This is a genomic window from Parvularcula sp. IMCC14364, from assembly GCF_030758415.1.
In the GTDB taxonomy this organism is placed as follows: domain Bacteria; phylum Pseudomonadota; class Alphaproteobacteria; order Caulobacterales; family Parvularculaceae; genus Aquisalinus.
Window position 1 is genome coordinate 944353 of the sequence record NZ_CP132334.1, and the last position, 22842, is coordinate 967194.

19 protein-coding genes are annotated in these 22842 nt (G+C 56.8%); 9 read left to right on the forward strand and 10 right to left on the reverse strand.

Going from position 1 to position 22842, the window contains the following annotated elements:
- The 3 genes from RAL90_RS04580 to RAL90_RS04590 are packed head-to-tail and all read left to right on the forward strand — an operon-like array spanning window position 1 to window position 2521.
- A complete protein-coding gene (locus RAL90_RS04580) occupies window positions 1-936 on the forward strand; it encodes an alpha-E domain-containing protein (RefSeq protein ID WP_306253343.1) in 936 nt (311 codons plus the stop codon).
- A gap of 4 nt (window positions 937-940) precedes the next feature.
- Window positions 941-1744, forward strand: coding sequence for a transglutaminase family protein (locus RAL90_RS04585; RefSeq protein ID WP_306253344.1), 804 nt, complete (start codon window positions 941-943; stop codon window positions 1742-1744).
- A 36-nt stretch (window positions 1745-1780) separates the two neighbouring features.
- The gene (locus tag RAL90_RS04590; RefSeq protein ID WP_306253345.1) at window positions 1781-2521 is read left to right on the forward strand and encodes a proteasome-type protease; all 741 of its coding nucleotides are present in this window, start codon (window positions 1781-1783) and stop codon (window positions 2519-2521) included.
- A gap of 34 nt (window positions 2522-2555) precedes the next feature.
- Here RAL90_RS04590 and RAL90_RS04595 read toward each other — a convergent pair whose 3' ends face one another.
- On the reverse strand, window positions 2556-2966 hold the full coding sequence (locus RAL90_RS04595) for an RNA-binding S4 domain-containing protein (RefSeq protein ID WP_306253346.1): 411 nt from the start codon (window positions 2964-2966) through the stop codon (window positions 2556-2558).
- Window positions 2959-6066, reverse strand: a complete 3108-nt coding sequence (locus RAL90_RS04600; RefSeq protein WP_306253347.1) for a helicase-related protein — start codon at window positions 6064-6066, stop codon at window positions 2959-2961. Before RAL90_RS04600 ends, RAL90_RS04595 begins: the two co-directional genes overlap by 8 nt.
- Window positions 6067-6243: 177 nt before the next feature.
- On the opposite strand from RAL90_RS04600, the gene msrA reads away from it, so the two are divergent.
- Window positions 6244-6756, forward strand: a complete 513-nt coding sequence (gene msrA / locus RAL90_RS04605) for a peptide-methionine (S)-S-oxide reductase MsrA (protein WP_306253348.1) — start codon at window positions 6244-6246, stop codon at window positions 6754-6756.
- Between the two features lie 2 nt (window positions 6757-6758).
- Here the strand turns inward: msrA and RAL90_RS04610 are convergent, their stop codons facing one another.
- Genes RAL90_RS04610 through purD form a run of 3 tightly spaced genes read right to left on the reverse strand, consistent with a single transcriptional unit; the run spans window position 6759 to window position 9621 of the window.
- On the reverse strand, window positions 6759-7415 hold the full coding sequence (locus RAL90_RS04610) for a glutathione S-transferase (protein WP_306253349.1): 657 nt from the start codon (window positions 7413-7415) through the stop codon (window positions 6759-6761).
- Window positions 7412-8347 carry a rhodanese-related sulfurtransferase gene (locus RAL90_RS04615; RefSeq protein ID WP_306253350.1) on the reverse strand — a complete coding sequence of 312 codons (936 nt, stop codon included), beginning with the start codon at window positions 8345-8347 and terminating at the stop codon, window positions 7412-7414. The genes RAL90_RS04610 and RAL90_RS04615 overlap by 4 nt, the downstream gene beginning before the upstream one ends.
- Window positions 8344-9621 carry a phosphoribosylamine--glycine ligase gene (gene purD / locus RAL90_RS04620; protein WP_306253351.1) on the reverse strand — a complete coding sequence of 426 codons (1278 nt, stop codon included), beginning with the start codon at window positions 9619-9621 and terminating at the stop codon, window positions 8344-8346. Before purD ends, RAL90_RS04615 begins: the two co-directional genes overlap by 4 nt.
- 70 nt (window positions 9622-9691) lie before the next feature.
- Here purD and RAL90_RS04625 point away from each other — a divergent pair, with 70 nt between their 5' ends.
- The 3 genes from RAL90_RS04625 to xseA are packed head-to-tail and all read left to right on the forward strand — an operon-like array spanning window position 9692 to window position 12631.
- On the forward strand, window positions 9692-10831 hold the full coding sequence (locus tag RAL90_RS04625; protein WP_306253352.1) for a hypothetical protein: 1140 nt from the start codon (window positions 9692-9694) through the stop codon (window positions 10829-10831).
- Window positions 10832-10859: 28 nt separating this feature from the next.
- Window positions 10860-11216, forward strand: a complete 357-nt coding sequence (locus RAL90_RS04630; protein ID WP_306253353.1) for a cupin domain-containing protein — start codon at window positions 10860-10862, stop codon at window positions 11214-11216.
- A complete protein-coding gene (gene xseA / locus RAL90_RS04635) occupies window positions 11213-12631 on the forward strand; it encodes an exodeoxyribonuclease VII large subunit (protein WP_306253354.1) in 1419 nt (472 codons plus the stop codon). The genes RAL90_RS04630 and xseA overlap by 4 nt, the downstream gene beginning before the upstream one ends.
- Window positions 12632-12639: 8 nt before the next feature.
- Here xseA and RAL90_RS04640 read toward each other — a convergent pair whose 3' ends face one another.
- From RAL90_RS04640 to hutI, 5 genes are all read right to left on the reverse strand, one after another.
- Window positions 12640-13818 (reverse strand): DUF1501 domain-containing protein, encoded by a 1179-nt coding sequence (locus RAL90_RS04640; protein ID WP_306253355.1) that lies wholly within the window; start codon window positions 13816-13818, stop codon window positions 12640-12642.
- A 3-nt stretch (window positions 13819-13821) separates the two neighbouring features.
- Window positions 13822-15654, reverse strand: a complete 1833-nt coding sequence (locus tag RAL90_RS04645) for a DUF1800 family protein (protein WP_306253356.1) — start codon at window positions 15652-15654, stop codon at window positions 13822-13824.
- Between the two features lie 239 nt (window positions 15655-15893).
- A complete protein-coding gene (gene hutU, locus RAL90_RS04650; protein ID WP_306253357.1) occupies window positions 15894-17564 on the reverse strand; it encodes a urocanate hydratase in 1671 nt (556 codons plus the stop codon).
- A complete protein-coding gene (hutH, locus tag RAL90_RS04655; RefSeq protein ID WP_306253358.1) occupies window positions 17561-19108 on the reverse strand; it encodes a histidine ammonia-lyase in 1548 nt (515 codons plus the stop codon). The genes hutU and hutH overlap by 4 nt, the downstream gene beginning before the upstream one ends.
- A complete protein-coding gene (hutI, locus tag RAL90_RS04660; RefSeq protein WP_306253359.1) occupies window positions 19101-20366 on the reverse strand; it encodes an imidazolonepropionase in 1266 nt (421 codons plus the stop codon). The genes hutH and hutI overlap by 8 nt, the downstream gene beginning before the upstream one ends.
- A 94-nt stretch (window positions 20367-20460) precedes the next feature.
- Here hutI and RAL90_RS04665 point away from each other — a divergent pair, with 94 nt between their 5' ends.
- Both RAL90_RS04665 and RAL90_RS04670 read left to right on the forward strand, forming a co-directional pair.
- On the forward strand, window positions 20461-21372 hold the full coding sequence (locus tag RAL90_RS04665) for an arginase family protein (RefSeq protein ID WP_306253360.1): 912 nt from the start codon (window positions 20461-20463) through the stop codon (window positions 21370-21372).
- 72 nt (window positions 21373-21444) lie between these two features.
- Window positions 21445-22833, forward strand: coding sequence for a cystathionine beta-synthase (locus RAL90_RS04670; protein WP_306253361.1), 1389 nt, complete (start codon window positions 21445-21447; stop codon window positions 22831-22833).
- Window positions 22834-22842: the final 9 nt, after the last annotated feature.

Below are 22842 nucleotides of genomic sequence, written 5' to 3' on the forward strand. Positions count from 1 at the left end.
ATGTTGAGCCGAGCTGCAGAAAACATCTTCTGGCTGGCCCGCAATATTGAGCGTGCTGAAGCCAATGCCCGACTGCTGGAAATGGGCAGGCGCATGACCATGCTGCCGGGGTCTTCCGGCCGCAACGAGTGGCGGTCTGTTCTGCGGGCCAGCGGCACCATGAATTATCTGGCTGCTGATGAAATTGTATCGGAAGAAAATGCGGTCAATACATTGCTGCTTGACCAGCAAAACCATTCTTCCATCCGCTCCTCCCTGGTGCTGGCGCGCAATAATGCCAAGGCCGTGCGAACCGCCATGACGCAACAAATGTGGGAGACGCTGAATACCGGCTGGCGTGACCTTGATGGCGTGACGCCTGCAAAGGCCTCTGACAATCTCGAGAATATCATTGAATCTGTGATGATGCGCACAGCCACTTTTCGCGGCGCGGCAGAAAGCTCCATGCTGCGCAATGACCGCTATGACTTTCTCAGAATTGGCTGGTTCATTGAGCGTATCGACAACACACTTCGTTTGCTGGATGTCAAATATTACATCCTCTTGCCGGAAAGTGACGTTGTTGGTGGCGGGCGAGACTATCATCAGTGGACATCACTTCTGAGTGCTGTTTCTGCCATGCGGGCGTTTTATCACGCTTATGAAAATGATTATGCGCCGTGGCGCATTGCTGATTTTCTGATTTTGAATGAGTCATTTCCACGCTCCATAAAATTCTGTATGCGACAAATTTCGCATCATCTGAATTTACTGGGTGAGCGTTACGGCCATAAAAGAGACTGTCAGGACACGGCTGAGAGGGTGCTTGCCAAACTGTGTGAGCAGGAGACTGGCGAGATTTTCCAGTCCGGGCTGCATGAATTTCTGACCGGGTTGATGTCTGCAAATGCGCGTCTGTCTCGCGAGATTGCGGCATCCTACAACTTTACAGGATAACAAGATGCGACTGACTGTAAGTCATGTAACGACGTATTCCTATGAGCCGGCTGTGGACCGGATTGGTTTGCGGCTGCGGCTTTTCCCGTCTGTGAGTGACGGGCAGGCCGTGGAAGAATGGGAAGTTCTGGTCAATGATGAGTTGACAGTGCCTCTTTTACGGTCCGGATTTGGGGACGATGAAGCCCTTTTCATGAGTCATGAACCGCTGTCAGCGTTGAACATTGTGGCGCGCGGTGTCGTCAACACGAAAGATACATCAGGTGTGGTCAGCGGATTGCCGGGCACGGCACCTCTTGGTGTTTTCCTCCGGGACACACCGCTGACACAAGCGGGGCAGGCGATTATCGATCTTGGTACGGAAGCGGCAAAGACAGACCCTCTGGACGAGTTGCATGAGCTTTCCCGAATTGTGCGGCGGGATGTGGACTATGTCTCCGGCAGCACAGATGCTGACACGACAGCCGCACAAGCACTTAATCTGGGGCGCGGGGTTTGTCAGGATCATGCACATGTTTTCTGTGCCGCTGCACGTTCGCGTGGTCACCCCGCCCGCTATGTGGCGGGCTATCTCCTGCCAGACGGGGACGGCGGGGAGTTGCATCAGACTCATGCCTGGGCGGAGGCCCATGTGGAAGGCATTGGCTGGGTCGGCTTTGACCCGTCGAACAACATTTGCCCCACAGAAAGATATATAAGGCTTGGCTGCGGCCTTGATTCCCGAGATGCCACACCTGTCAGAGGGGCTATTTCAGGCATGGGGGCAGAGAATCTGGTTGCATCTGTGGTCATTGAACAAGCACAATAGGCAATACGAATCGCAATCACGGGTTTGGTAAGTATAATGACCTATTGTGTTGGCCTGAAACTGAATGAAGGGCTGGTAATGCTCGCGGATACCCGCACCAATGCCGGCGTCGATAATATCTCCACATATCGCAAGCTGTTTACCTGGGAAGTCCCGGGGGAACGGGCCATTGCCATGATGTCCTCGGGCAATCTCTCCATCACGCAAGGCGTGATGACGCGCCTCAACAGGTCCATTCAACAGGCAAAGGCGGATGACAGTGTTGAAACGATTCTCAACGCGGACACCATGTTTCGAGTAGCACAGATTGTCGGTGATGTGATGCGCGAAGTGCAGGGGCGTCACAGCGAGGCGCTGGAACAACGCGGTGCGGCCGCCGATGCGACCATCATGATTGGTGGCCAGCGAAAAGGGGGCCAGCACAGGCTTTTCCTCCTCTATGCGGCAGGCAATTTCATCGAAGCAACAGATGACACGGGGTACTTCCAGATCGGTGACCATAAATATGGCAAGCCTATCCTCGACAGGGTGCTGGATAAGACGACGCCCATTCAGGAAGCGGTCAAAGCTGCACTTGTCTCCATGGACTCGACTTTGCGCAGCAACCTCTCTGTCGGTATGCCGCTTGACCTGGCAATTATCCGTACAGATACTTGTGAATTCTCTCACCAGCGCCGCATTGAGCCGGACGATCAGGCATTCAGTGAAATGAGCGAGGCGTGGTCACATGCTTTACGCGGTGCCTTTCAAAGCCTGCCAGGAAATTTCGAAAGCTGATGGGTCGGCTAGTTCAGAATCTCCAAAACAAGTTTCACAGATCCTGACGGATTTTTTCCATCTCCCGCCGGTCTTTTTTGGTTGGGCGGCCTGCGCCCTTTTCGCGTTCAAAGTCCTGGCTGCCAGAGACTTTCGGGTCCGTTTTTTTTGGTGGTGGTGGAGATAAGTCTTCGTATAGCGCCTGCGCTTCGGGCGCGGGGCCGCGCCGGAGGGCACAAGCATTGATCCGCACAATGAAAAGCTGGTCATGTTTTGTAAAGGCTAAGGTATCCTCAGGCTGAACGCAGAAACTTGCCTTTGTGATCCGGTGCGTCTGGTCATTGCGGGTGAGGCGCATGCCGCCAGCGGTGACGGTTTTGCCAGCCAGCGATCTTGTCTTGAAAAAGCGCGCGCACCAGAGCCATTTGTCAATGCGCTGACTGGTCTGGGCTGTCGCCTCAGTCATTGTCACCTTTAAGAGCAGCCAGGGCGGCAAAAGGTGAGTCCGGGTCGGCCTGTTTTTTGCGATCTGGCCCTGCGGTGAAAATGCGCGGTCCCTGTGGCTTGCCTTTGCTGGGGCCGCCTTTGCGTTGTGGCTTGCCATCTTTGCCGCGTGATTTGCCCTTGGCGAATTTGCCTTTCTGGCCTTCCTTATCCGCTGGTTTGCCGCGCCGCTGGTTCTGCTGGCGGGGCGCCAGACGCCATAAGGTCAGTTCGACTTCGACCAATTTTTCATCCACCAATTCTTCACCCATGGGTGATGACGGAGTTTGAGTATCGGATGCTGCGGCAGCTGGTTCTGTCTGCGTGTCGTTGCTGTCTGCTGCTGCTGCTTCAGCCGGTTCGGCCGTTGAAACTGATGCGGGCTCGGCGTTTCCTGCAGGTTCATCAGCAAGCATTTTTTCCGCCGAAGCGGCACTTTGATCAGCAGCTGGCCGAGCTTCCGGCGCAGGGATTTGAAGATCAGCGGCGTTTTCTTCAACGGTATTGTTCGCCTCAGCTTCCACTGGCGCGGTTGCAGTTTCTTCTGTCCGGGGTTCCATCTTCCGGGGGTGAGCCGGCGTATCTGACGCAGATGTGTGCCCCGTATCAGCCGTCGAGGTTTTGGGAACCATCTTGCGCACGGTGTTCTTGCGCAACCCGAGGGATTTCAGAATGCCCTCGAAATCGTCACCGGAACAGCCGACAAGAGACATCATGCGGGAATTTGCCTCGAAGCCGTCACGCATGTCGGCTTTTTCGCGGGCGCCGCGAATCTCCTGCGCCAGTCGCTCCAGCATATCAATCCGTACAGCACGCAGGCCAGAGGGACGGTATCCGGTGGCGTAATAATAGGCGTGCGGCAGGTCCGCCCCGAGCGGGACAGAGGTCAGGCCTGCTTTGGGCGGCTCAAACTGCTCCGGGTCCTTTTCGGACCAGAGTGCCCAGAGAAGTGTCAGCAACCGTGCAGAGGCAGGTTTCAGCAGGGCGGGCATATGTATGGTGAATTCCCCGAAACGCACACCAAGTTTGCGGAGTTTGCCACGCTCGTCCTGCGGCAGTTCCTTGACCTCGTTGATGACCATGCTGCGGGAGATCGCCCCAAAATTTTCAACGATACGATAGGCAAGACCGCGGGTTCCTGCTGCCAGCATTTCTGTGTCATCACCGCTGCTCAGGTTCACGGCTTTCTGCAGGGAAACCAGCGGTAGCAGCAGGCCTTCAAGCTGTCCTGTAAACCAGGCGGTGAGGCGCTCTTCTATCCGTGGCAGCATGTTCACGGGCAAATGCTCTATCGCAACCATCTTGAGATTTGGCCGCAGGGGCGTTGGCCCTTTCTCCAGTCTGGCGACCGCAGAGTGCCGCCACCAGATCACGCCGCCATCCGTCATGGTCAGGTCCGCGTCTTTGGCATTGGCCAGAGCTGCAGCGCGCGCCGCAAGCTCCGGCTTCAGGGCGGTCAGTGCGGCATGGCGCACGGCTTTGGCATGTGGTCCTTTGGCGCGGGGGTCCAGAATGAACTGAAACCCAATCAGGCGGCCAACAAATTCGCCTTCCACAATGACTTCTCCTTCAGCGGTAACACCGGCCAGTAATGGCGCATCATCCTTAAGTCGCTTCAACAGCATTGACGTGCGCCGGTCAATGAATTGCTGGGTCAGTTTTTCATGCAGCGCGTCGGACAAGGCGTCTTCTATCGCCCGGGTGCGCTCCTGCCAATAGGCGGTGTTGTCAAGCCAGCCAGAGCGATGCGTAAGATACGTCCAGGTGCGGATATGGGCGATGCGATTTGTCAACGTATCCACATTGCCTTCAAGTCTGTCCAGACGTTCGACCTGCGCCTTCAGCCAGCCTTCCTTGAGGCGGCCTCTTTCCATCAACTGACGATAGAGATCGGCCAACATCAGGGCATGTTGGTCGGGCGACACTTTGCGGAAATCCGGTGTCTGGCAAACTTCCCAGAGCAGCTTGAGCGCTGCGCCGCCCCTCGCGATATCCTTGATGTCAGGCATCTTGAGCAGCCGGCGCAAGGCATCTTCATCATCATCCATGCGTGAGCGCACAAGTTCCTGGCGCGGCGGTTTGCGCTCCAGTGCATTAAGAAGGGCTGGCACGGAATTGAAGTCCATCGAAACGGAGCGCCATTGCAGCGCGGTGACAGGTTCAAACTGATGGTCCTCAATTGCCTCTGCCACTTCATCATCGAGGCCCGGGCAGTCCGCTGTGGTGCCGAATGTGCCGTCGCGCACATGGCGCCCGGCCCGCCCGGAAACCTGTGCCAGTTCAGCCGGGAAAAGCTGGCGCATACGGCGGCCATCATATTTGCGTGTGCCGGCAAGAGCCACATGGTCAATATCCATATTCAGCCCCATGCCGATCGCGTCTGTGGCAACCAGATAATCCACTTCACCGGATTGATAGAACGCAGCCTGCGCATTGCGCGTGCGTGGGGAGAGTGCGCCCATGACCACGGCAGCGCCGCCGCGTTGTCGCCGGATCAGTTCGGCGATCGAATAGACCGCTTCAGAGGAGAAAGCGACAATGGCCGAGCGGCGGGGCAGGCGTGTGACTTTCTTGTGCCCGGCATGGGTCAGTTGCGAAAATCTCTCGCGGCTGACAAAGCCGATCTCCGGGATCAGTCTTTTCAGGATCGAGCGCATGGTGTCTGCACCCAACAGGAGCGTCTCCTGCGTACCGCGTGCAAGCAGCAGACGTTCTGTGAAAATGCGCCCGCGTTCAGCATCTGCGGCGAGCTGAATTTCATCAATCGCCATGAAGGCGACCTCGCGTTCAAGCGGCATTGCCTCGACTGTACAGATGAAATATTTGGCATTGGGCGGGATAATTTTTTCCTCACCGGTCACCAGCGCGACTTCCCTGGCTGATTTGCGGGCAACCATCTTGTCGAAAACTTCGCGGGCCAGCAGGCGTAACGGCAGGCCGATCATGCCGCTTTCATAGGCGGCCATGCGCTCCAGTGCGTAGTGGGTTTTGCCCGTGTTGGTGGGGCCGAGAACTGCCGTTACAGATTGCGTAATGACCTGATGGATCGGTGTATCATCGTGGCTCTGGCCATGTCGCGGCATGGACCTTACTCCAACAAGACTCGACCCCTATGTAAAGGCGCAGGCACAAACGGACAAGGCACTGTCTGATACGTTTTATCGCCGGCCAGTTTGGTTGTCTCACACGGTTGTGTGGGCTGACATCTTGATGCGCTCCGATCAACGCCTATCTATCTGAAACAACAGGAGGAAATTTTCATGACGGAATGTGCAGTGTTGGCTGGTGGATGTTTTTGGGGAATGCAGGACCTGCTGCGCAACGTGCCCGGCGTCACCGCGACCCGCGTCGGCTATACGGGCGGGCATGTGGATAATGCCGTCTATGACCAGGTGAAAACCGGCAAGACAGGTCATGCTGAAGCCATTGAGATCAGCTTTGACGCCAATATCGTTTCCTATCGCAAGATTTTGGAATGGTTTTTCCAGATACACGACCCGACAACGGAAAACCGTCAGGGTAATGACCGTGGATCACAATATCGTTCAGCCATTTTTCACACGAGCGAAGAGCAGCGCGATACGGCATATTCTGTTATTGAGGCGGTCAACCAGTCTGGCAAATGGCCGGATAAAGTCGTGACCGAAGTGGTTGAGGCCGGGCCGTTCTGGGAAGCTGAGGAGTTTCATCAGGATTATCTTGAGAAATATCCCAATGGCTACACCTGTCACTTTGTCCGGCCCGACTGGAAACTTGACGGCGACGCGGCCTGACTTCAGGCCGGGAAGGAGATGCCTTCATCACCTTCCTGCCACTGATCATATTTTGTCATGATCCCGGAAAAACCTTCCCAGGCCAGGAAATCTTCCAGCCATGATTGCACATGGGGAATGGGTTGCGCGAAGAACCATGTCCGGTCAACATGTGCGAACTGGCGCACGAATGGCAGCAATGCAACATCTGCCAGAGTGCGCCTGCTGCCATAAAGCCACCCCGTGTCCGCCAAGAGGTCGTTCCATTTGGACAATATTTCGAGGCCGGACGCCCGCTGCATTTCCGGGATGATGTTTTCGTCAGGATAGCGACCGGGATATTTGTAGCGATCCAGAAACTGCTTGAAGGGCAGATCGTTTTCCGTAATCAGCGCCATCAGCTCATCGCGTGATTCACGCCAGGGCAGCAGCCAGTCATGTGGATCATTCTGTTGCAATGCCCAGAGCATGATGTCTGTACTTTCTTCCAGCACCTTGCCGTCAGGCAGTAACAGCACGGGCACGGTCGCCTTTGGTGAAACATCAATCATGCTTTGCGGTTTGTCGCGCAGAACGACTTCCCGCAATTCTGTCTGTATGCCACTGGTCGCAAGTGCCAGGCGCGCGCGCATGGCATATGGGCAGCGCCGGAAAGAATAGAGAACGGGCTTGCGGCTCATGCTTTTTCCTTTCTGGCGGCAGCACCAATATGTGCTTCCCCGCGCTGGCGGGCCAGTTCCATCTGTTTCTGGCGCTCTTCAAAGCGGGCAATATCCGCGTCACTGCGTGTGCCGATACAATGCGGGCAGGAAATGCCCGGCCGATAATCAGGGGACTGCTTTTCACTTTCGCTGATCGGCATACGACAGGCGTGACACATGTCATAGTCCCCGACTTCCAGGCCATGGCGTACTGAAACCCTGTTGTCGAAAACGAAGCAGTCACCGTTCCATCTGGTTTCAGCTTCCGGTACTTTTTCGAGATATTTCAGAATGCCGCCCTTCAGATGATAGACTTCATCAAAGCCCTCGCGCAGCATGTAGGACGATGCTTTTTCACAGCGGATGCCGCCGGTGCAGAACATGGCGATCTTCGGCTTCTCTTCGTCAGGCAGGTTCTGCTTCAGCTTTTCGACATAAGCGGGAAATTCACGAAAGCTCGTGGTCTTCGGGTCAATGGCGTTCTCGAATGTGCCAATCGCCACTTCATAATCATTGCGCGTATCAATCAGGATAATGTCATCTCGGGCAATCAGGTCGTTCCAGTCTTCCGGTTCGATATAGGTGCCGACCTGTTCATTGGGATCAACCCGGCCAGCGCCCAGCGCGACAATTTCCTTCTTGAGGCGCACTTTCATGCGCAGGAAAGGCTGTTCATCCGTATAGGAAAACTTTGCCTCCACAGGTCCGATATCCGGGTGCTGACTGATCTGCGCCAGAACGTCCCTGATGCTCTCATCAGGTCCGGCGATGGTGCCATTGATTCCCTCGTCAGCGAGCAGGATCGTGCCCATGACACTGGCCCTGTCACAGACCTCCTGCAGCGTACTCTGTATGCTCTCAAAGGCTGGCAGGGGCACGAATTTGTATAGAGCTGCTACAGTAAAGGTCATGTTGTCTCCCGCTGCAGCATCCGCCAGCCGATATCGCGGCGATAGAAGCCTTCCGGCCAGTCGATCTGTGCCACAGCGTCGTATGCGCGATCGACAGCAATGCGCCCGGTTGCGCCACCGGCGGTGACATTGAGAACGCGGCCACCGCTGGCCGTCAACTGGCCATCTGTCTGGCTTGTGCCAGCGTGAAAGACTTCGACGCCGTCGCGCGCTTGCGCTTTTTCAATGTCTTTAATGACAGACCCTTTGGCATAGGAACCGGGATAGCCCTGCGTTGCCATGACGACCAGGGCGACGGTTTCCGGGGTCCAGACAAATTCCTGCCCGGCCAGTTTGCCTGTTGCAGCAGCCATGAGCACTGGCAGGATATCGCTTTGCATACGGCGCATCATGACCTGACATTCAGGGTCGCCAAAGCGTGCATTATATTCAATCAGCTTCGGGCCGTCTGCACCAATCATCAGGCCCGCATAGAGGACGCCGCAATAAGGACTGCCCCGATCAGAAAGTGCTTTGACCGTCGGCGCGATGATCCGGGCGATGACCTCCTGCTGAATTTCAGGCGTAAAAACCGGCGCCGGGGAATAGGCGCCCATACCGCCCGTATTTGGCCCCTTGTCGCCATCAAGGGCGCGTTTGTGATCCTGTGATCCAACCATCGGGACAATATGGGTGCCGTCCGTGATGGCAAAAAAGCTGGCTTCTTCCCCTTCAAGGAATTCTTCTATGACAAGTTCTGCGCTGGCCGCGCCAAAGCGACCGCCGAGCATGTCATCTATGGCGCTTTCTGCTTCGGCCAGGTCCTCTGCAATGACAACGCCTTTACCAGCGGCAAGGCCATCTGCCTTGATGACATATGGCGCTGACATGGTGGAGAGAAACGCTTTGGCCGGGGCTGCTGCATCAAAGCGGCCATATGCGGCGGTGGGAATATCGTGCTCCTGGCAGAGGTCCTTCAGGTAGCCTTTGGACGCCTCAATTTGCGCGGCTTCCTGTGATGGCCCAAAACAGGCGATCCCGGCTTTTTCCAGCCTGTCAGCGAGCCCCAGCGCGAGCGGCGCTTCCGGGCCAACGACCACCAGGTCCATGTTTTCCTGCATCGCGAAAGACACAATGCCCTCAACATCTGTGTCCTTGAGCGGCACATTTGTGCCAAGCGGTACCGTGCCCGGATTGCCGGGGGCACAATACAGTCCGGTCAGGAGGGGACTTTGAGCGATCTTCCAGGCAAGGGCATGTTCCCGGCCGCCACCACCAATCAGCAGTATTTTCAAGTGCTTTTCCTCACTGTCTCACGCATTTTTCACATGACAAGGCTATATGCCCTCGCCATAGCTTAAATCAATGGTGGCACCCGGCAAATTCTCCCGTCTCGTGCCGTTGAGCGGGCCAGTGACGAACCACAAGTGGTACGTGCCGTGGGGCTATGCGGCTGCCATAAATTTCGTGATTCTCTGGATGTTTCTGGCGACCGCTGAAGTGCGTATCGTCTATGGCCTGCCAGAGCCGAGTGGCGCGGTGCCGGTAGTCGTTCTGAGCGAAGCTGAACTCGACCCCCGGGTCGTGGAGCCGGAAACATTGCCAATGGAAGCAGTGGAGGCGGAGATCATTCCCGAAGAGGTTCAGTTGCCCGAAGAGCCGGAAATCACTGAACCGGCGCCTGAGCCGGTATTGGATGCCGAGCCCGAACCTGAACCCGTCGCAGACCCTGAACAGGGCCTGGCAGAAGAGATACCACCAGCGCCGCCGGAACCCGTTTTGGCTGACGCTTATGTGGAGCCGGAAGCTGCACCGCCCCCGTTGAGAGAAGTGGTTGCAGAGCCTGAGCCGGAGCTTGAAATTGTCGAAACATATCAGCCCTATGTACCGCCGCCAGCAGCAGAACCGGAACCGGAGGTCGACTATTCCAATCTGACAGGACCAGAAATTGATGCGCTTTATGCCCAGCAGTCAGCACTGCCGGATGTCAGCCTGCCTGATGTTGGCGGGGATGGTTCTTCGGGTGTTGTCGCGATCTTCTGCCCGGAGCAATTCGACAATCGGGACAAGGCCGAAGAATGCGCCGGGCGCGAGATCCTGTCTGGCTGGACCCGGACTACCGAAGACTGGTCCGGCATAACATCCGCCCTTCGCCGGGGAGGCGTGAGTGTGCCGGATGAGACGGGGCAATACGGGCCCGGCTGGCGCGGCGCGCTGGCGGAGAATGAGGAATATTACGAGCGCCGTGATCTTGGCCTGATTATCGGCCGGGATGCCGCCCGCAGACTTGAGCAGCAACGCGGGTATGAGCAGTTGAAGCAGGCGTCAGTGGGTACCGAGGCAACAACGGATGCCACTGCCCAGTCACTCGACAATCTGGGTGCCGCGGTGCCCTGTTATGTGGACGACTGCAACTGGGAGCCCAGCTGGACCATCACGCAGGACCCGAATATTGATACAGATACGGTAGAGCGCATTATGCGTGAGGGCGACTCGGGCGAATAATCCGGTCCAGAAAGAACGGGAGGCTACCATGCAGGCTGTAAATATCGCCAACAAATTTTCTCAGTTTACAGAGCAGTGGCAGCCCAAGCGTATCGCCACAGTCAATGACTATGATGTGCGGATTGCGAAAATTGAAGGTGAGTTTGTCTGGCATTCTCATGAAGATACGGATGAAATGTTTCTTGTCGTAAAAGGCAGCATGAAGATTCTGCTGCGCGACGGTGAAGTCAGCCTGAATGAGGGTGAGGTCTATGTCGTCCCGCGGGGTGTGGAGCATAAGCCTGTTGCAGACAGGGAATGCCAGATCCTGCTGATTGAGCCTACTGATGTGGTCAATACAGGCACAGCCGGTGGCGAACGCACAGCAACGGTTGAAACCCTATGAGCAATATACGCGAATATACGGTCTCTGAACTTTCCGGAGATGTGAAACGGGTGGTCGAAGACTCATTTTCATATGTCCGTGTACGTGGTGAAATGGGGCGGGTCACCCGCGCTGGCTCTGGTCATGTCTATCTTGACCTTAAAGATGACCGGGCTGTTATCTCCGGCGTGGTCTGGAAGGGCAACGCGTCAAAGCTGAAAATTCAGCCCGAGCAGGGGATGGAAATGATCGCCACGGGCCGGTTGACCACCTATCCCGGGCAGTCGAAATATCAGCTCGTCATCGACACGCTTGAGCCTGCGGGCGCCGGGGCGCTCATGGCCCTGCTGGAGGAGCGCCGGAAGAAACTGGCGGCGGAGGGGCTGTTTGATGACGCGCGCAAGAAACCTCTGCCGTTCCTGCCGGGTGTCATCGGTGTCGTGACTTCCCCGTCGGGCGCCGTGATCAGGGACATCCTGCACCGGCTGCGTGACAGATTTCCAAGCCATGTTCTTGTTTGGCCAACACTGGTGCAGGGCGAGGGGGCGGCGGCCAGAATTGTCGCGGGTATTGAAGGCTTCAATGCAATGTCTGCTAACGGTGTTGTGCCCCGGCCTGATGTGCTGATTGTTGCCCGCGGTGGTGGTTCGATTGAAGACCTTTGGTGCTTCAACGAGGAAGCCGTCGTGCGCGCTGCAGCCGGCAGTAAGATACCGCTGATTTCGGCCGTTGGTCATGAAACAGATACGACACTGATAGATTTTGCTGCGGACCAGCGCGCGCCAACGCCCACAGCAGCGGCAGAAATCGCCGTGCCCGTGCGGCGGGACCTGTGGCAGGAGGTGCAGAACAAGGTGCGGCGCATGGGCGCAACCCAGAGCCGGACCCTGGAGGCACGGCAAATGGCGCTGACCTCGGCCATGCGCGGCCTGGGGCGTGCGGACACACTGCTGGAAATACCGACACAGCGCCTTGACCGGGCTGCTGACAGGCTCGGTCAGGCCCTCAGGATACGCATTGAGCGCGGGGAGACAGAGCTTGGCCGCAAGGCCTCCGGCCTGCGACCGGTTGCGCTTTCCCGTAACCTTCAGGCGCGAATGGAGGGACTGGGCGCTGCGAGCGCGCGCCTTAAAAGTACCGCACCGCGCCTGTTCGATGCCCGGGAGGCTCGGCTTGAAAGCGCCTCACGCCTGCTGGATACGCTGTCATATCGCAATGTACTGGCAAGAGGTTTCGCCCTGGCGCTGGACACGGAAGGTAATGTTGTCCGGCGGGCGGCGGATGTGCAGGATGGCATGGCGGCTGGCATTCAGTTCGCTGATGGCGTGCGCGATGCCGTCTTCAGGGACAAGGGAGCGGAGGCCGGCACATCCAAACCCAAAGCAAAAAAGAAAGCACCCGGGAAACCTCTCTCTCAAAGCAGTCTGTTTGACTGAAGGTGTCTTCAGCCAATCAATCCGCTCAAAGGAGCAATGTCTGCACTGTCCGGGAAAATATCCGTATTCAGCACATTCAGATCAAGTGCGAGATGGTCACGCATGATGCCTTTGAAAATTGCCCGGCAATCCGTGGCAACAGCAAGGTCGCGGCCCTCGTGAAGCTGGCTGGGACTGAGGCCGGGGAAATCGCCGATCACAGGGCCGCCTGAAGTATTGATCGCGCCGCCTGTCATGAGGGCAAGCCCGCCTGTACCATGGTCGAAGCCGAGGGAGGAATTCAGTTCAACCCGGCGACCAAATTCTGACAGAGCAACAACAGCGGTGTTGGACCATTCCGCCCCGAGACCGTCTTTCAACACCTGTAGGCCGTCGTCCAGACTGCCCAGCAATCCACCGACACCGAAATTGCCCAGTGGGTCAGCCCCCGTATGGGTGTCCCAGCCGTTCACCTGGATGACGACGATGCTGGCAAGCTGCGGATCCTGATCCACGAGGATTGCCGCTGCTTTCTCGAAATCAGAGGCATCCGCCCCGACGTCCAGATCAAAGCGGCCATCCAGCGTATCCTCGACAATTTCTGCTGAAGGCGGACCAATCAGGCTGTCATTTGCTGTCATACGGACGATACGGTTCAAGGTATCAGAGTCCACATCGGGGAAATTCGCTGGTGAGAATTGTACTATGCTTGCCTCGCCGCGTAACACCTGCGGCAGGGAAATGCCCACGGCAATGCCCTCGGCCTCGGCGCCCATGGCGACCAGCGCCCGGTTGAGCCAGCCATCCAGCGCATCCCCGAGGTCAGAAACGCCGCGCTCCAACCCCTCCTGATCGTCAAAGTGGGAACGGGTATTCATTGGCGCGCCAACCGCGTGCATCAACAGTGCTTCGCCATTCTGGGCGAGGGCGTGAAAATTTGGCATAAACGGGTTCAACCCGAAATTGGCATCCAGTGGCAGGAGCTGACCTGACTCAAGGGCATATTGCTTGCGCAACCCTTCATAGAACTGATCCGTAGTGGGAATCATGGCCCCGAGGCCATCCATGCCACCGCGCAGGATTACGAATACGAATTTCTTGCCGGCAATACCCGTCTGGGCCACGGCTGGTCCCCCAAAGCTGACGGCGGCCAGTGAACTTGAAAGTCCAAGGAGAACGGCACGGCGGTTCATGATGAAATGGCTCATGGGTTATCTCCTTTGAAATTCCGGGCTCATGAAAGCAAGCGTCAGCCCCTGTTGCGGCGTTGCAGCCCCGCCCGTCCAGAATGCGGTGTCTTCTGATATATCCGGCCCTACGGTATCGTTCAGCAGGTCGCCCGGTTTGATGGTGCCAAGCCTGCTGGCCACCTGATTGGCCCATTGCATTCGGGCCATCATGGGGGAGGGCTGGGCCCAGTCCGGTCCGTCATCGGACCATCCTTCGGGGGTGGGCGGCGTAAACGGGAACTGACCGAGATCAAGGTAAAGAAGATAAAGCAGATATTCACGGGACTGCTCATTATCGCCAAAGACATGTTCCTTGCCAACGGCCCGCGCGGCTGAATTCAGGAGGTCATTCGGTGTCTTGAACTTTTCAAGGGAATTATCCCAGCTGAGGGGATTGTCTACCAGCGCCTTATAGATGGCGCCCAATTCACCATCTGTTTGTTCCCAGACGGTAATTAGATTGTCTACAAGGCCCTGTGGCGGTGTGTCGGCTGTAAAGTGAGCCGCAATCTTCCGGCACAGGCGCGCAATCGTGGCGGGATGGCGGGCAATATCATTGAGAATGGCAATTGCCTGGCCAGCGCTTTCATTATCCTCAGCATACTGTTTGCCGAGGAAAGTACGCTCGCCTGGTTCATGCAGCAACGGCTCAAACAGGAACCGTCCAACACGCTCTGCCCCGTGGAAGGCAAAGCCATGAATGCAGCCCGTCAGGGCATTGGCGAGCTCTTCAACATCCGCCTGTGTGTAACCGCCCTCAGAGCCAAGGGAGTGGAGTTCCAGCACTTCACGGGCAAGGTTCTCATTCGCAGGCGGATTACCAATGGTGACGCCATAGGGAGAGTTTGGCCCCACAGATTCGACATTGTTCAAAAAGTTCAGCATGCCCTGATGCAGAGTCGCCCGGACTATCAGGTTTGAAAACTTGCCAAGATAAAACCGGCGCGACACCGTGCGTTCAAAATCCCCGACCATCGTCTGAGTGTTGGCATTGGCGGTGATCGCAAAATGATTGGTCCAGAAACGCACCAGCCTTTCTGCGAAGGGTGCCCTTGTGGTGCAGGCCATGAAATCGCGCAATCTGATTTCCTGAAAGAACAGTTTGCCCTGATAATTCTGCGCATCGAGCACATCGTCGATTTCGGGAATGCCCGGTGTCCGGTTTTTCTGGCGCAATGATTCCAGCTTGTCGATGGCGGGTACAACGACTTCCTGCAGGTTGGGATCATCGAAAACGCCCATTCTCAAGAGTACACATTCATGACTTTCCGGCATGGCAAAGGGCATGCGGACCGCATCATACGTGAGCTGATCTTTCAGCCATTGTTGCGGGTTTCCTGAAGCTTCTTCCAGCTCCCCCGGCAGCGCGCCAAGACCAAAGCGGTTGGTCGCGACAATGCCCTCTGTGGTGACTGTGCCGTTGCCGGGCAGGCCGGTTGGTACGGGCGGCAGGCCGGCAGGCGGGTGCGGTTTGCCAGTGCCACCGGGCCGCCGGTCTGCCGCGACCGGGCCGCCAGCGCGCTGCCTCGCTGTATTGTCAGATATAACAGGCTGTATCTTGCGTGCCTGATAGTCTGCCATCGAAAATCCGACCGGTTCCGGTACGTCAATGAAGTCCAGTCTGCTGTCCGGGGCCTGTGGCGCCTGCGTTGAGCGGCCAGCTGCCAACCAGACCTGACGGGCATAACTTTCCGGAATGTCTTGAAGGCGCAGGCCAGTCTCAAGGCAGATTGCATCAGGGCCTTGCGCGTCCTGCGTGAACGGATTGCAATACGGGTCTTCAAAAGCAGCCAGCGCCGAAGCTTTGCGTGTCATTATTTCCCTCGCTCATATGCAGCCACAGCAGCATATTTTATGGTAGTTGCAACGATATTGAGGCGACGCGACTGATTTTATTCAACTTGCAACAATCGGCGTAAACCGTCAAATCGGACAATTTCCGAACTCTCTGGGAACTTTAACGCAGCAACGAGCGTGACCTGTCGCCAATCCGGCATCAGTTTTCTGATTTTTTCACCTGTCATCCAGTTTTGTCTGCTTGCCCCACTTGTGAATTAAGTATGTATCCCCGGCAAGTTCAGGTCTTTTTCCCGGGCGCAGTCAAGTGCTTCGTCGTAGCCTGCGTCGGCGTGGCGCATGACGCCAGTGGCGGGATCGTTCCAGAGCACGCGCTCTAGGCGACGGGCGGCATCTTGCGTGCCGTCTGCGCAAATCACCATGCCGGCATGTTGGGAATAGCCCATGCCGACGCCGCCGCCATGATGCAGGGAAACCCAGGTCGCACCGCTTGCCGTGTTCAGCAGGGCGTTGAGGAGTGGCCAGTCGGAGACCGCATCCGAGCCATCCTTCATGGCTTCTGTTTCGCGATTGGGTGAGGCGACAGAGCCGGAATCCAGATGGTCCCGTCCGATTACAACTGGTGCTGATAATTCACCCGAAGCCACCATGTCGTTGAAGGCCAGGCCCAGCCGGTGCCGGTCGCCCAGTCCCACCCAGCAGATACGGGCAGGCAGTCCCTGAAAACTGATCCGCTCACGTGCCATATCCAGCCAGTTATGCAGGTGCTGATTGTCCGGCAGTAATTCCTTCACTTTCGCATCGGTTTTGTAGATATCCTCCGGATCACCGGACAAGGCCGCCCACCGGAAGGGACCAACGCCGCGACAGAAAAGCGGGCGGATATAGGCCGGAACAAATCCGGGAAAATCAAAAGCGTTCTCCAGGCCCTCATCTCGTGCGACCTGGCGGATATTATTACCGTAATCGAGGGTTGGAATGCCCTGATGCCAGAACTGCAGCATCGCGGCCACATGGATTTTCATGGCGGCACGGGCAGCTTTTTCTACAGTTTTGGGGTCACGCTCGCGCATGTCGCGCCATTGCGCCAGTGTCCAACCCTGCGGCAGATAGCCGTTCACCGGATCATGGGCGGATGTCTGGTCAGTGACCATGTCAGGCCGGATGCCGCGCGCTGCAATTTCCGGGAAAATGTCTGCCGCATTGCCAAGCAGGCCAACGGAAACGGGCTTGTCGGCGGCATGAGACTTCTCGATGATCGCCAGTGCTTCATCCAGTGACGCGGCTTTCTCGTCGAGATATTTCGTGCGTAAACGGAAATCTATACTCTCCGGGTTGCACTCGACCGCGAGACAGGACGCACCGGCCATGGTCGCGGCCAGTGGCTGCGCCCCGCCCATGCCGCCAAGTCCGGCTGTCAGGATCCATTTGCCGCCGAGGTCGCCATTATAATGCTGGCGGCCAGCCTCTACGAAGGTTTCATAAGTACCCTGAACGATGCCTTGTGTGCCGATGTAAATCCACGAGCCTGCGGTCATCTGGCCATACATCATCAGGCCTTTTTTATCGAGCTCATTGAAGTGATCCCAGGTGGCCCATTCCGGCACCAGGTTTGAATTGGCGATGAGCACGCGCGGTGCGTCTTCGTGGGTGCGAAAGACGCCGACCGGTTTGCCGGATTGTACCAGCAGGGTTTCATCCAATTCCAGTTTTTCAAGTGCCTTGGTGATGCGGTCAAAATCACCCCATGTGCGTGCAGCACGGCCGATACCACCATAGACCACGAGTTCATCCGGGTTTTCAGCGACATCGCGGTCGAGATTGTTCATGATCATGCGATAGGGCGCTTCTGTCTGCCATGACTTGCAGGTAAGGGCAGACCCATGCGGTGCTTTTACCTCGCGGCTGTTTTTGCGTCGGTCACTCATGTTGGTGTCTCCGGTGAAGGAAATATCTCAGCAGGCACACTTTTTATCAGTGTACCCTGTCGTAAAGCGGTGGTTGCAGTGGCAATATCAGGGGCCATGAGGCGATCTTCTTTCAGGCCCGGAACACGCAACCGCAGGGCGTTGATCGTGTTCTGCAAGGCCGGGCTTGTGGTGAGCGGCGCGCGCAGCTCCACGCCCTGCGCCGCGATCAGCCATTCAATGCCGATGATATGGGCGAGATTGTCATTCATGCCTGTCAGACGACGCGCGGCGTGTGCGGCCATGGAAACATGGTCTTCCTGATTGGCGCTGGTGGGAGTTGAATCGACGCTGCAAGGCGCGGCCTTTTGTTTGTTTTCCGACATCAGCGCGGCGCTGGTTACTTCTGCGATCATGAAGCCGGAATTGACACCCGGAGAAGGGCTGAGAAAGGCCGGCAGGCCAAAACTCATTGCCGGGTCCACCAGCATGGCGATACGGCGCTGGGCAATGGAGCCGATCTCGGCGATGGCGAGCGCTAGCTGGTCCGCAGCGAACGCCACTGGTTCGGCATGGAAATTCCCGCCTGAGAGTATCTCGCCGGTTTGTGTCAGGACGAGCGGGTTGTCTGTTACCGCATTCGCCTCGGTTTCAAGCACGCAAGCCACATGGCGCAGAAGGCCGAAACAGGCCCCCATGACCTGTGGCTGGCAGCGCAGGCAATATGGGTCCTGCACACGCTCGTCATCTTCACGGTGTGTTTCGCGAATGATGGACCCTTCCAGCAGGGTACGGAGCGTCCGGGCGACATCTATCTGTCCGCTGTGGCCGCGCAGGCTCTGGATTTCAGCCCTGAATGGGGCGGGTGATCCCATCGCCGCATCAGTGGAGAGGGCGCCGGTGACAATCGCCGCGCAGGCGATATCCCAGGTGTCAAACCAGGCTGCCAGCGCATAGGCGGTGGAGAACTGAGTGCCATTGATAAGTGCAAGCCCTTCTTTGGGCCCAAGGGTGATGGGCGCCAGTCCGGCTTTCTGTAACGCCTGCGCTGCGGGCAGCTTTTCTTCCCTGTACCACGCGTCACCTTCACCGATCATGGTTGCAGCCATATGCGCCAGTGGTGCCAGATCGCCGGACGCGCCGACGGACCCTTGTGCCGGCACGCAAGGCGTCACCTGCTTCTCCAGCATGTTCGTCAAAAGCAGGATCAGGTCCCAACTCACGCCGGAAGCGCCTCTTGTCAGTGAGATAAGTTTTAGGGCCATCATCAACCGCGTGAGCGTCACCGGCATCAGGTCCCCCACGCCGCTGGCATGAGAGAGGATCAGGTTGCGCTGCAAGGTCGCAAGGTCTGTGGCCGAGATGCGCGTCTGTGCGAGTTTGCCAAAGCCTGTATTGACGCCGTAAACAGCGGCGTTGCCTTTTGCTGCATCAGCCACAATGGAATGTGCTTTTTTTACTGACTGTTGCAGTTTTTTATCGAGGACAAGTTTGTATGGATCCCGATAGAGCTGTGACAATCCGGCGAGCGGCACGCTGTTTTCTGATAATAGGACTTCAGCCATGGATGTGCTCAGCCTCTGTTTGTGTATGCTGCCAGGTGAAAATTTCACGACCAGCCTTGAACAGGCCTGCAAGGGGATTGTAGCCAAGCCAGTAACTCAGTTCGGCGGGCGTTGCGATATTCCATAGAGCGATATCTGCTGATTTTCCCTTGCTCAGGGTGCCCACTTTATCGCTTAGCGCAAGCGCCTGTGAGGCGTTGCGTGTCATGCCGGTCAGGGCTTCTTCCGGGGTCAGACCAAAAAGAGTGCAGGCCATGTTCATTGCCAGCAAGGGCGAAGTGACGGGCGAAGAGCCAGGGTTGCAGTCCGTGGCCACAGCCAGCGGCACGCTCGCCTGTCGCAGGGCTTGAACGGGCGGTGTCTGCGTTTCTTTCAGGAAGTAAAACGCGCCGGGCAATAACACGGCCACCGTATTGGTGGTGGCAATGGCTGTGACCCCTTCGGGTGAGAGATATTCAAGATGATCGACAGACAGCGCGTTGTAGCGTGCCGCAAGCTGGCTGCCGCTACTATCGGAAAGTTGCTCTGCGTGCAGTTTGACCGGCAGGCCGCAAGTTCTGGCCGCTTTGAACACACGCTCGGTTTCGGCAGTGCTGAAGCCGATTGTTTCGCAAAACGCGTCTACGGCATCAGCCAGTCCGGCGCGGGCCACAGCCGGAATCATCTCTTCGCAGACAAGATTGATATACCCTTCACGGTCCTGCGCATATTCCGGGGGTAGGGCATGTGCGCCCAGAAAAGTTGTCACCACCTCCACGCTATCCTTCTTGCCAAGGTCGCGTGCCACTTCCAACATTTTCATTTCTGATTCGAGATCAAGTCCGTAGCCTGATTTTATTTCAACGGTTGTAACACCTTCTGACTGCAATGCGTTCAGACGCGACAAGGCGGCTGCATAAAGAGTTTCTTTCGGAGCGCTGCGGGTGGCCTTCACAGTGGAGAGAATGCCCCCACCGGCGCGGGCAATCTCCTCATAGCTGGCACCGTTGAGTCGCATCTCATATTCGCTGGCGCGCGCTCCGCCAAAAACAAGATGGGTATGGCAATCAATCAGACCAGGCGTTGCCCATTTGCCATCAAGGTCCAGCACATTGCGTGCAAGCTCTCCGGGCGCATCGGACAACTCAGCTTCCGGGCCGAGCCAGTCAATCAGGCCATCCTTGATGGCAAGGGCAGCGTTTTGTACCGCGCCATATGGTGCAGCACGGTTTGTGTCCATGGTTGCCAGATTGACATTGACCAGCAGCGTATCCCACATCGCGATTGCACCCTCCTGTCAGTGGCTATAGACCAGATTGTAACTGCCTGTGAATAGGCCTGTGAGTCGCTGAAATAATCTGGAGATATTACTGGTGGTAAATGGACCCTCTGCAAATGACTGGCCGTCCATCGCGGGACTGCTCGCAGACCATCCCGAGGCGGCCGTGGCGTTGTTGGGGGCGGGTCTGGCAGAAGGCTGCGTGACACCGGGGCGCTGTGACCTTGCGCCTCCGGTATTTCGCCAGGCACTGCGCCGCATCAGCACGTATGACCTTGAGGCGGGCCTCGATCTGTCTGGTCTTGCGGTCCATGATGCGGGTGATCTGGCGCTGGCTGGCCTGTCTCCGGCGGCCTGTTTTGAACCGGTTTCTGGTGCGGTGCAAAATCTTGGGGCAAAACATGCTCTGGTTTGCCTGATTGGCGGCAATAATGCTGTGACTAGGCCAGGGGTACACGGAATTGATGCTGGGCTGAAAAAAGTTGGTTTGCTGACACTCGATGCCCATTTCGATTTGCGCCCGACAGATGGGGGGCTGATAAACGGCAATCCGGTCAGCGCCTTGCTTGAAGACGGTTTGCCGGGGCAACATATCGTGCAGATCGGGCTTGCGCCATTTGCCAATACGAAAGCCATGCATGACAGGGCGCTGGACGCAGGCATCACTGTCAGAACCCTGGCAGATTGTCGGCAACAGGGCGTTGTCGAACTGGTGTCTGAAGGGCTGAAACAGCTGAGCCAGCGTTGTGACGCTATCTATGTGGACTTCGATATCGATGTTATTGAGCGCAGCCAGTTGCCCGGCGCTCCCGGTGGCAGGCCAGGTGGCCTCAGCGTCTGCGACTTTCTGGCTGCCGCCCGTGTGGTCGGGCAACATGAGAAGGTGAGGGCCGTAGACCTGACGGAGTTTGATCCCTCCCTTGATGTGAGCGATATTTCTGCGCTGGTGGCCGGGCGCTGGTTCGCTGAAATCCTTGCCGGTTTTGCCATGCGGCACAAGGGGTGAGAGACCGTTTCCGGCCTTGCGCAGGCACGCAATAACTGGTTTACGGAAGGCAGATAAAAACAGGAGTCACCCATGCAGGAAACGCCATTTGGCCCGGTTTATGATAACGTGCTGGAGGGCATCGGGCGTACACCGATGCTGAAAGTGCATAATATCGACACAGGCCCGTGTGACCTTTTCCTCAAGCTGGAAGGGCAAAATCCCGGCGGGTCGATCAAGGACCGCATGGGCGTCGCCATGATCGAGCAGGCCGAAAAAGATGGCCGGCTTAAACCCGGCGGTGCCATCGTCGAGGCGACAGCCGGGAATACCGGTCTTGCACTGGCGCTTGTTGCGGCGCAAAAGGGATATACACTGACGATTGTTGTGCCCGACAAGATGTCGCAGGAGAAAATTTTCCACCTTAAGGCCCTCGGCGCGGAAGTTTATCTGACCCGGTCTGATGTGGGGAAAGGGCACCCTGAATATTATCAGGATGTGGCCAAACGCATTTCAGAGGAAACGGGCGCCTTTTTCGTCAATCAGTTCGAGAACGAAGCCAACCCCCACGCGCATGAGACCCAGACTGCACCGGAAATCTGGGGGCAGATGGGCCAAGACATGGATGCGATTGTCACGGGCGTGGGATCAGGTGGTACGATTTCCGGCCTTGCACGCTACTTCCAGAAGGTCGCACCTCATGTGGAGGTGATCCTGGCTGACCCTGTTGGCTCTATTCTTGCAGATCTCGTAAATACAGGGAACATCCCGAATGATGTTGGATCGTGGTTTGTCGAAGGCATCGGGGAAGATTTTATTCCGGATACGTGTGAACTGGAGCATGTCAAAAAGGCCTATGCCATATCTGACAAGGAAAGTTTTGAAGCAGCCCGGATGCTGGTTCTGAAAGAGGGCGTCCTCGGCGGCTCATCTTCCGGCACATTGTTGGCGACGGCCCTGAAATACTGCCGGGAGCAGACCGAGAAAAAACGTGTCGTAACATTTGTGTGTGATCGCGGCGACAAATACCTGTCCAAGATGTTCAACGATTTCTGGATGTACGACCAGGGGTTGCTGACACGCCAGTCTGTTGGTGACCTGACGGACATTATCACACGGCGACATCTGGAACGAGCCACAGTTGTCTGCACGCCTGATGACACGCTGATGCAGGCCCATGGCCGCATGAAACTCTATGATATTTCCCAGTTGCCGGTGCTGGACGAAAAGGGAGAAGTCGCAGGTATTCTGGATGAAGAAGATATCCTGTTTGCCGTTGTGCGCAATCACGACAAATTTCAGGACCCTGTGAAATCTGCCATGACCTATCGTGTGCAGACGGTACAGGCTGGTTCGGCGATTGAAGACCTGTTGCCTATTTTTGCCAAGGGTCATGTGGCTGTTGTCATGAAGGATGATATTTTTCAGGGGTTGATTACGCGCTCTGATTTGTTGAACCATCTGCGTCTGCAACTGGCTTGAGGAGAAGCA

Bases quoted from the DNA above. Each gene is read 5' to 3' on its own strand.
- RAL90_RS04600 (WP_306253347.1), bottom strand. From the start codon at position 6,066: ATGCCGCGACATGGCCAGAGCCACGATGATACACCGATCCATCAGGTC.
- RAL90_RS04580 (WP_306253343.1), top strand. From the start codon at position 1: ATGTTGAGCCGAGCTGCAGAAAACATCTTCTGGCTGGCCCGCAATATT.
- msrA (WP_306253348.1), top strand. From the start codon at position 6,244: ATGACGGAATGTGCAGTGTTGGCTGGTGGATGTTTTTGGGGAATGCAG.
- RAL90_RS04645 (WP_306253356.1), bottom strand. From the start codon at position 15,654: ATGACACGCAAAGCTTCGGCGCTGGCTGCTTTTGAAGACCCGTATTGC.
- RAL90_RS04640 (WP_306253355.1), bottom strand. From the start codon at position 13,818: ATGAGCCATTTCATCATGAACCGCCGTGCCGTTCTCCTTGGACTTTCA.
- RAL90_RS04615 (WP_306253350.1), bottom strand. From the start codon at position 8,347: ATGACCTTTACTGTAGCAGCTCTATACAAATTCGTGCCCCTGCCAGCC.
- RAL90_RS04590 (WP_306253345.1), top strand. From the start codon at position 1,781: ATGACCTATTGTGTTGGCCTGAAACTGAATGAAGGGCTGGTAATGCTC.
- hutH (WP_306253358.1), bottom strand. From the start codon at position 19,108: ATGGCTGAAGTCCTATTATCAGAAAACAGCGTGCCGCTCGCCGGATTG.
- hutI (WP_306253359.1), bottom strand. From the start codon at position 20,366: ATGTGGGATACGCTGCTGGTCAATGTCAATCTGGCAACCATGGACACA.
- hutU (WP_306253357.1), bottom strand. From the start codon at position 17,564: ATGAGTGACCGACGCAAAAACAGCCGCGAGGTAAAAGCACCGCATGGG.
- RAL90_RS04610 (WP_306253349.1), bottom strand. From the start codon at position 7,415: ATGAGCCGCAAGCCCGTTCTCTATTCTTTCCGGCGCTGCCCATATGCC.
- RAL90_RS04630 (WP_306253353.1), top strand. From the start codon at position 10,860: ATGCAGGCTGTAAATATCGCCAACAAATTTTCTCAGTTTACAGAGCAG.
- RAL90_RS04585 (WP_306253344.1), top strand. From the start codon at position 941: ATGCGACTGACTGTAAGTCATGTAACGACGTATTCCTATGAGCCGGCT.
- xseA (WP_306253354.1), top strand. From the start codon at position 11,213: ATGAGCAATATACGCGAATATACGGTCTCTGAACTTTCCGGAGATGTG.
- RAL90_RS04625 (WP_306253352.1), top strand. From the start codon at position 9,692: ATGGTGGCACCCGGCAAATTCTCCCGTCTCGTGCCGTTGAGCGGGCCA.
- RAL90_RS04670 (WP_306253361.1), top strand. From the start codon at position 21,445: ATGCAGGAAACGCCATTTGGCCCGGTTTATGATAACGTGCTGGAGGGC.
- RAL90_RS04595 (WP_306253346.1), bottom strand. From the start codon at position 2,966: ATGACTGAGGCGACAGCCCAGACCAGTCAGCGCATTGACAAATGGCTC.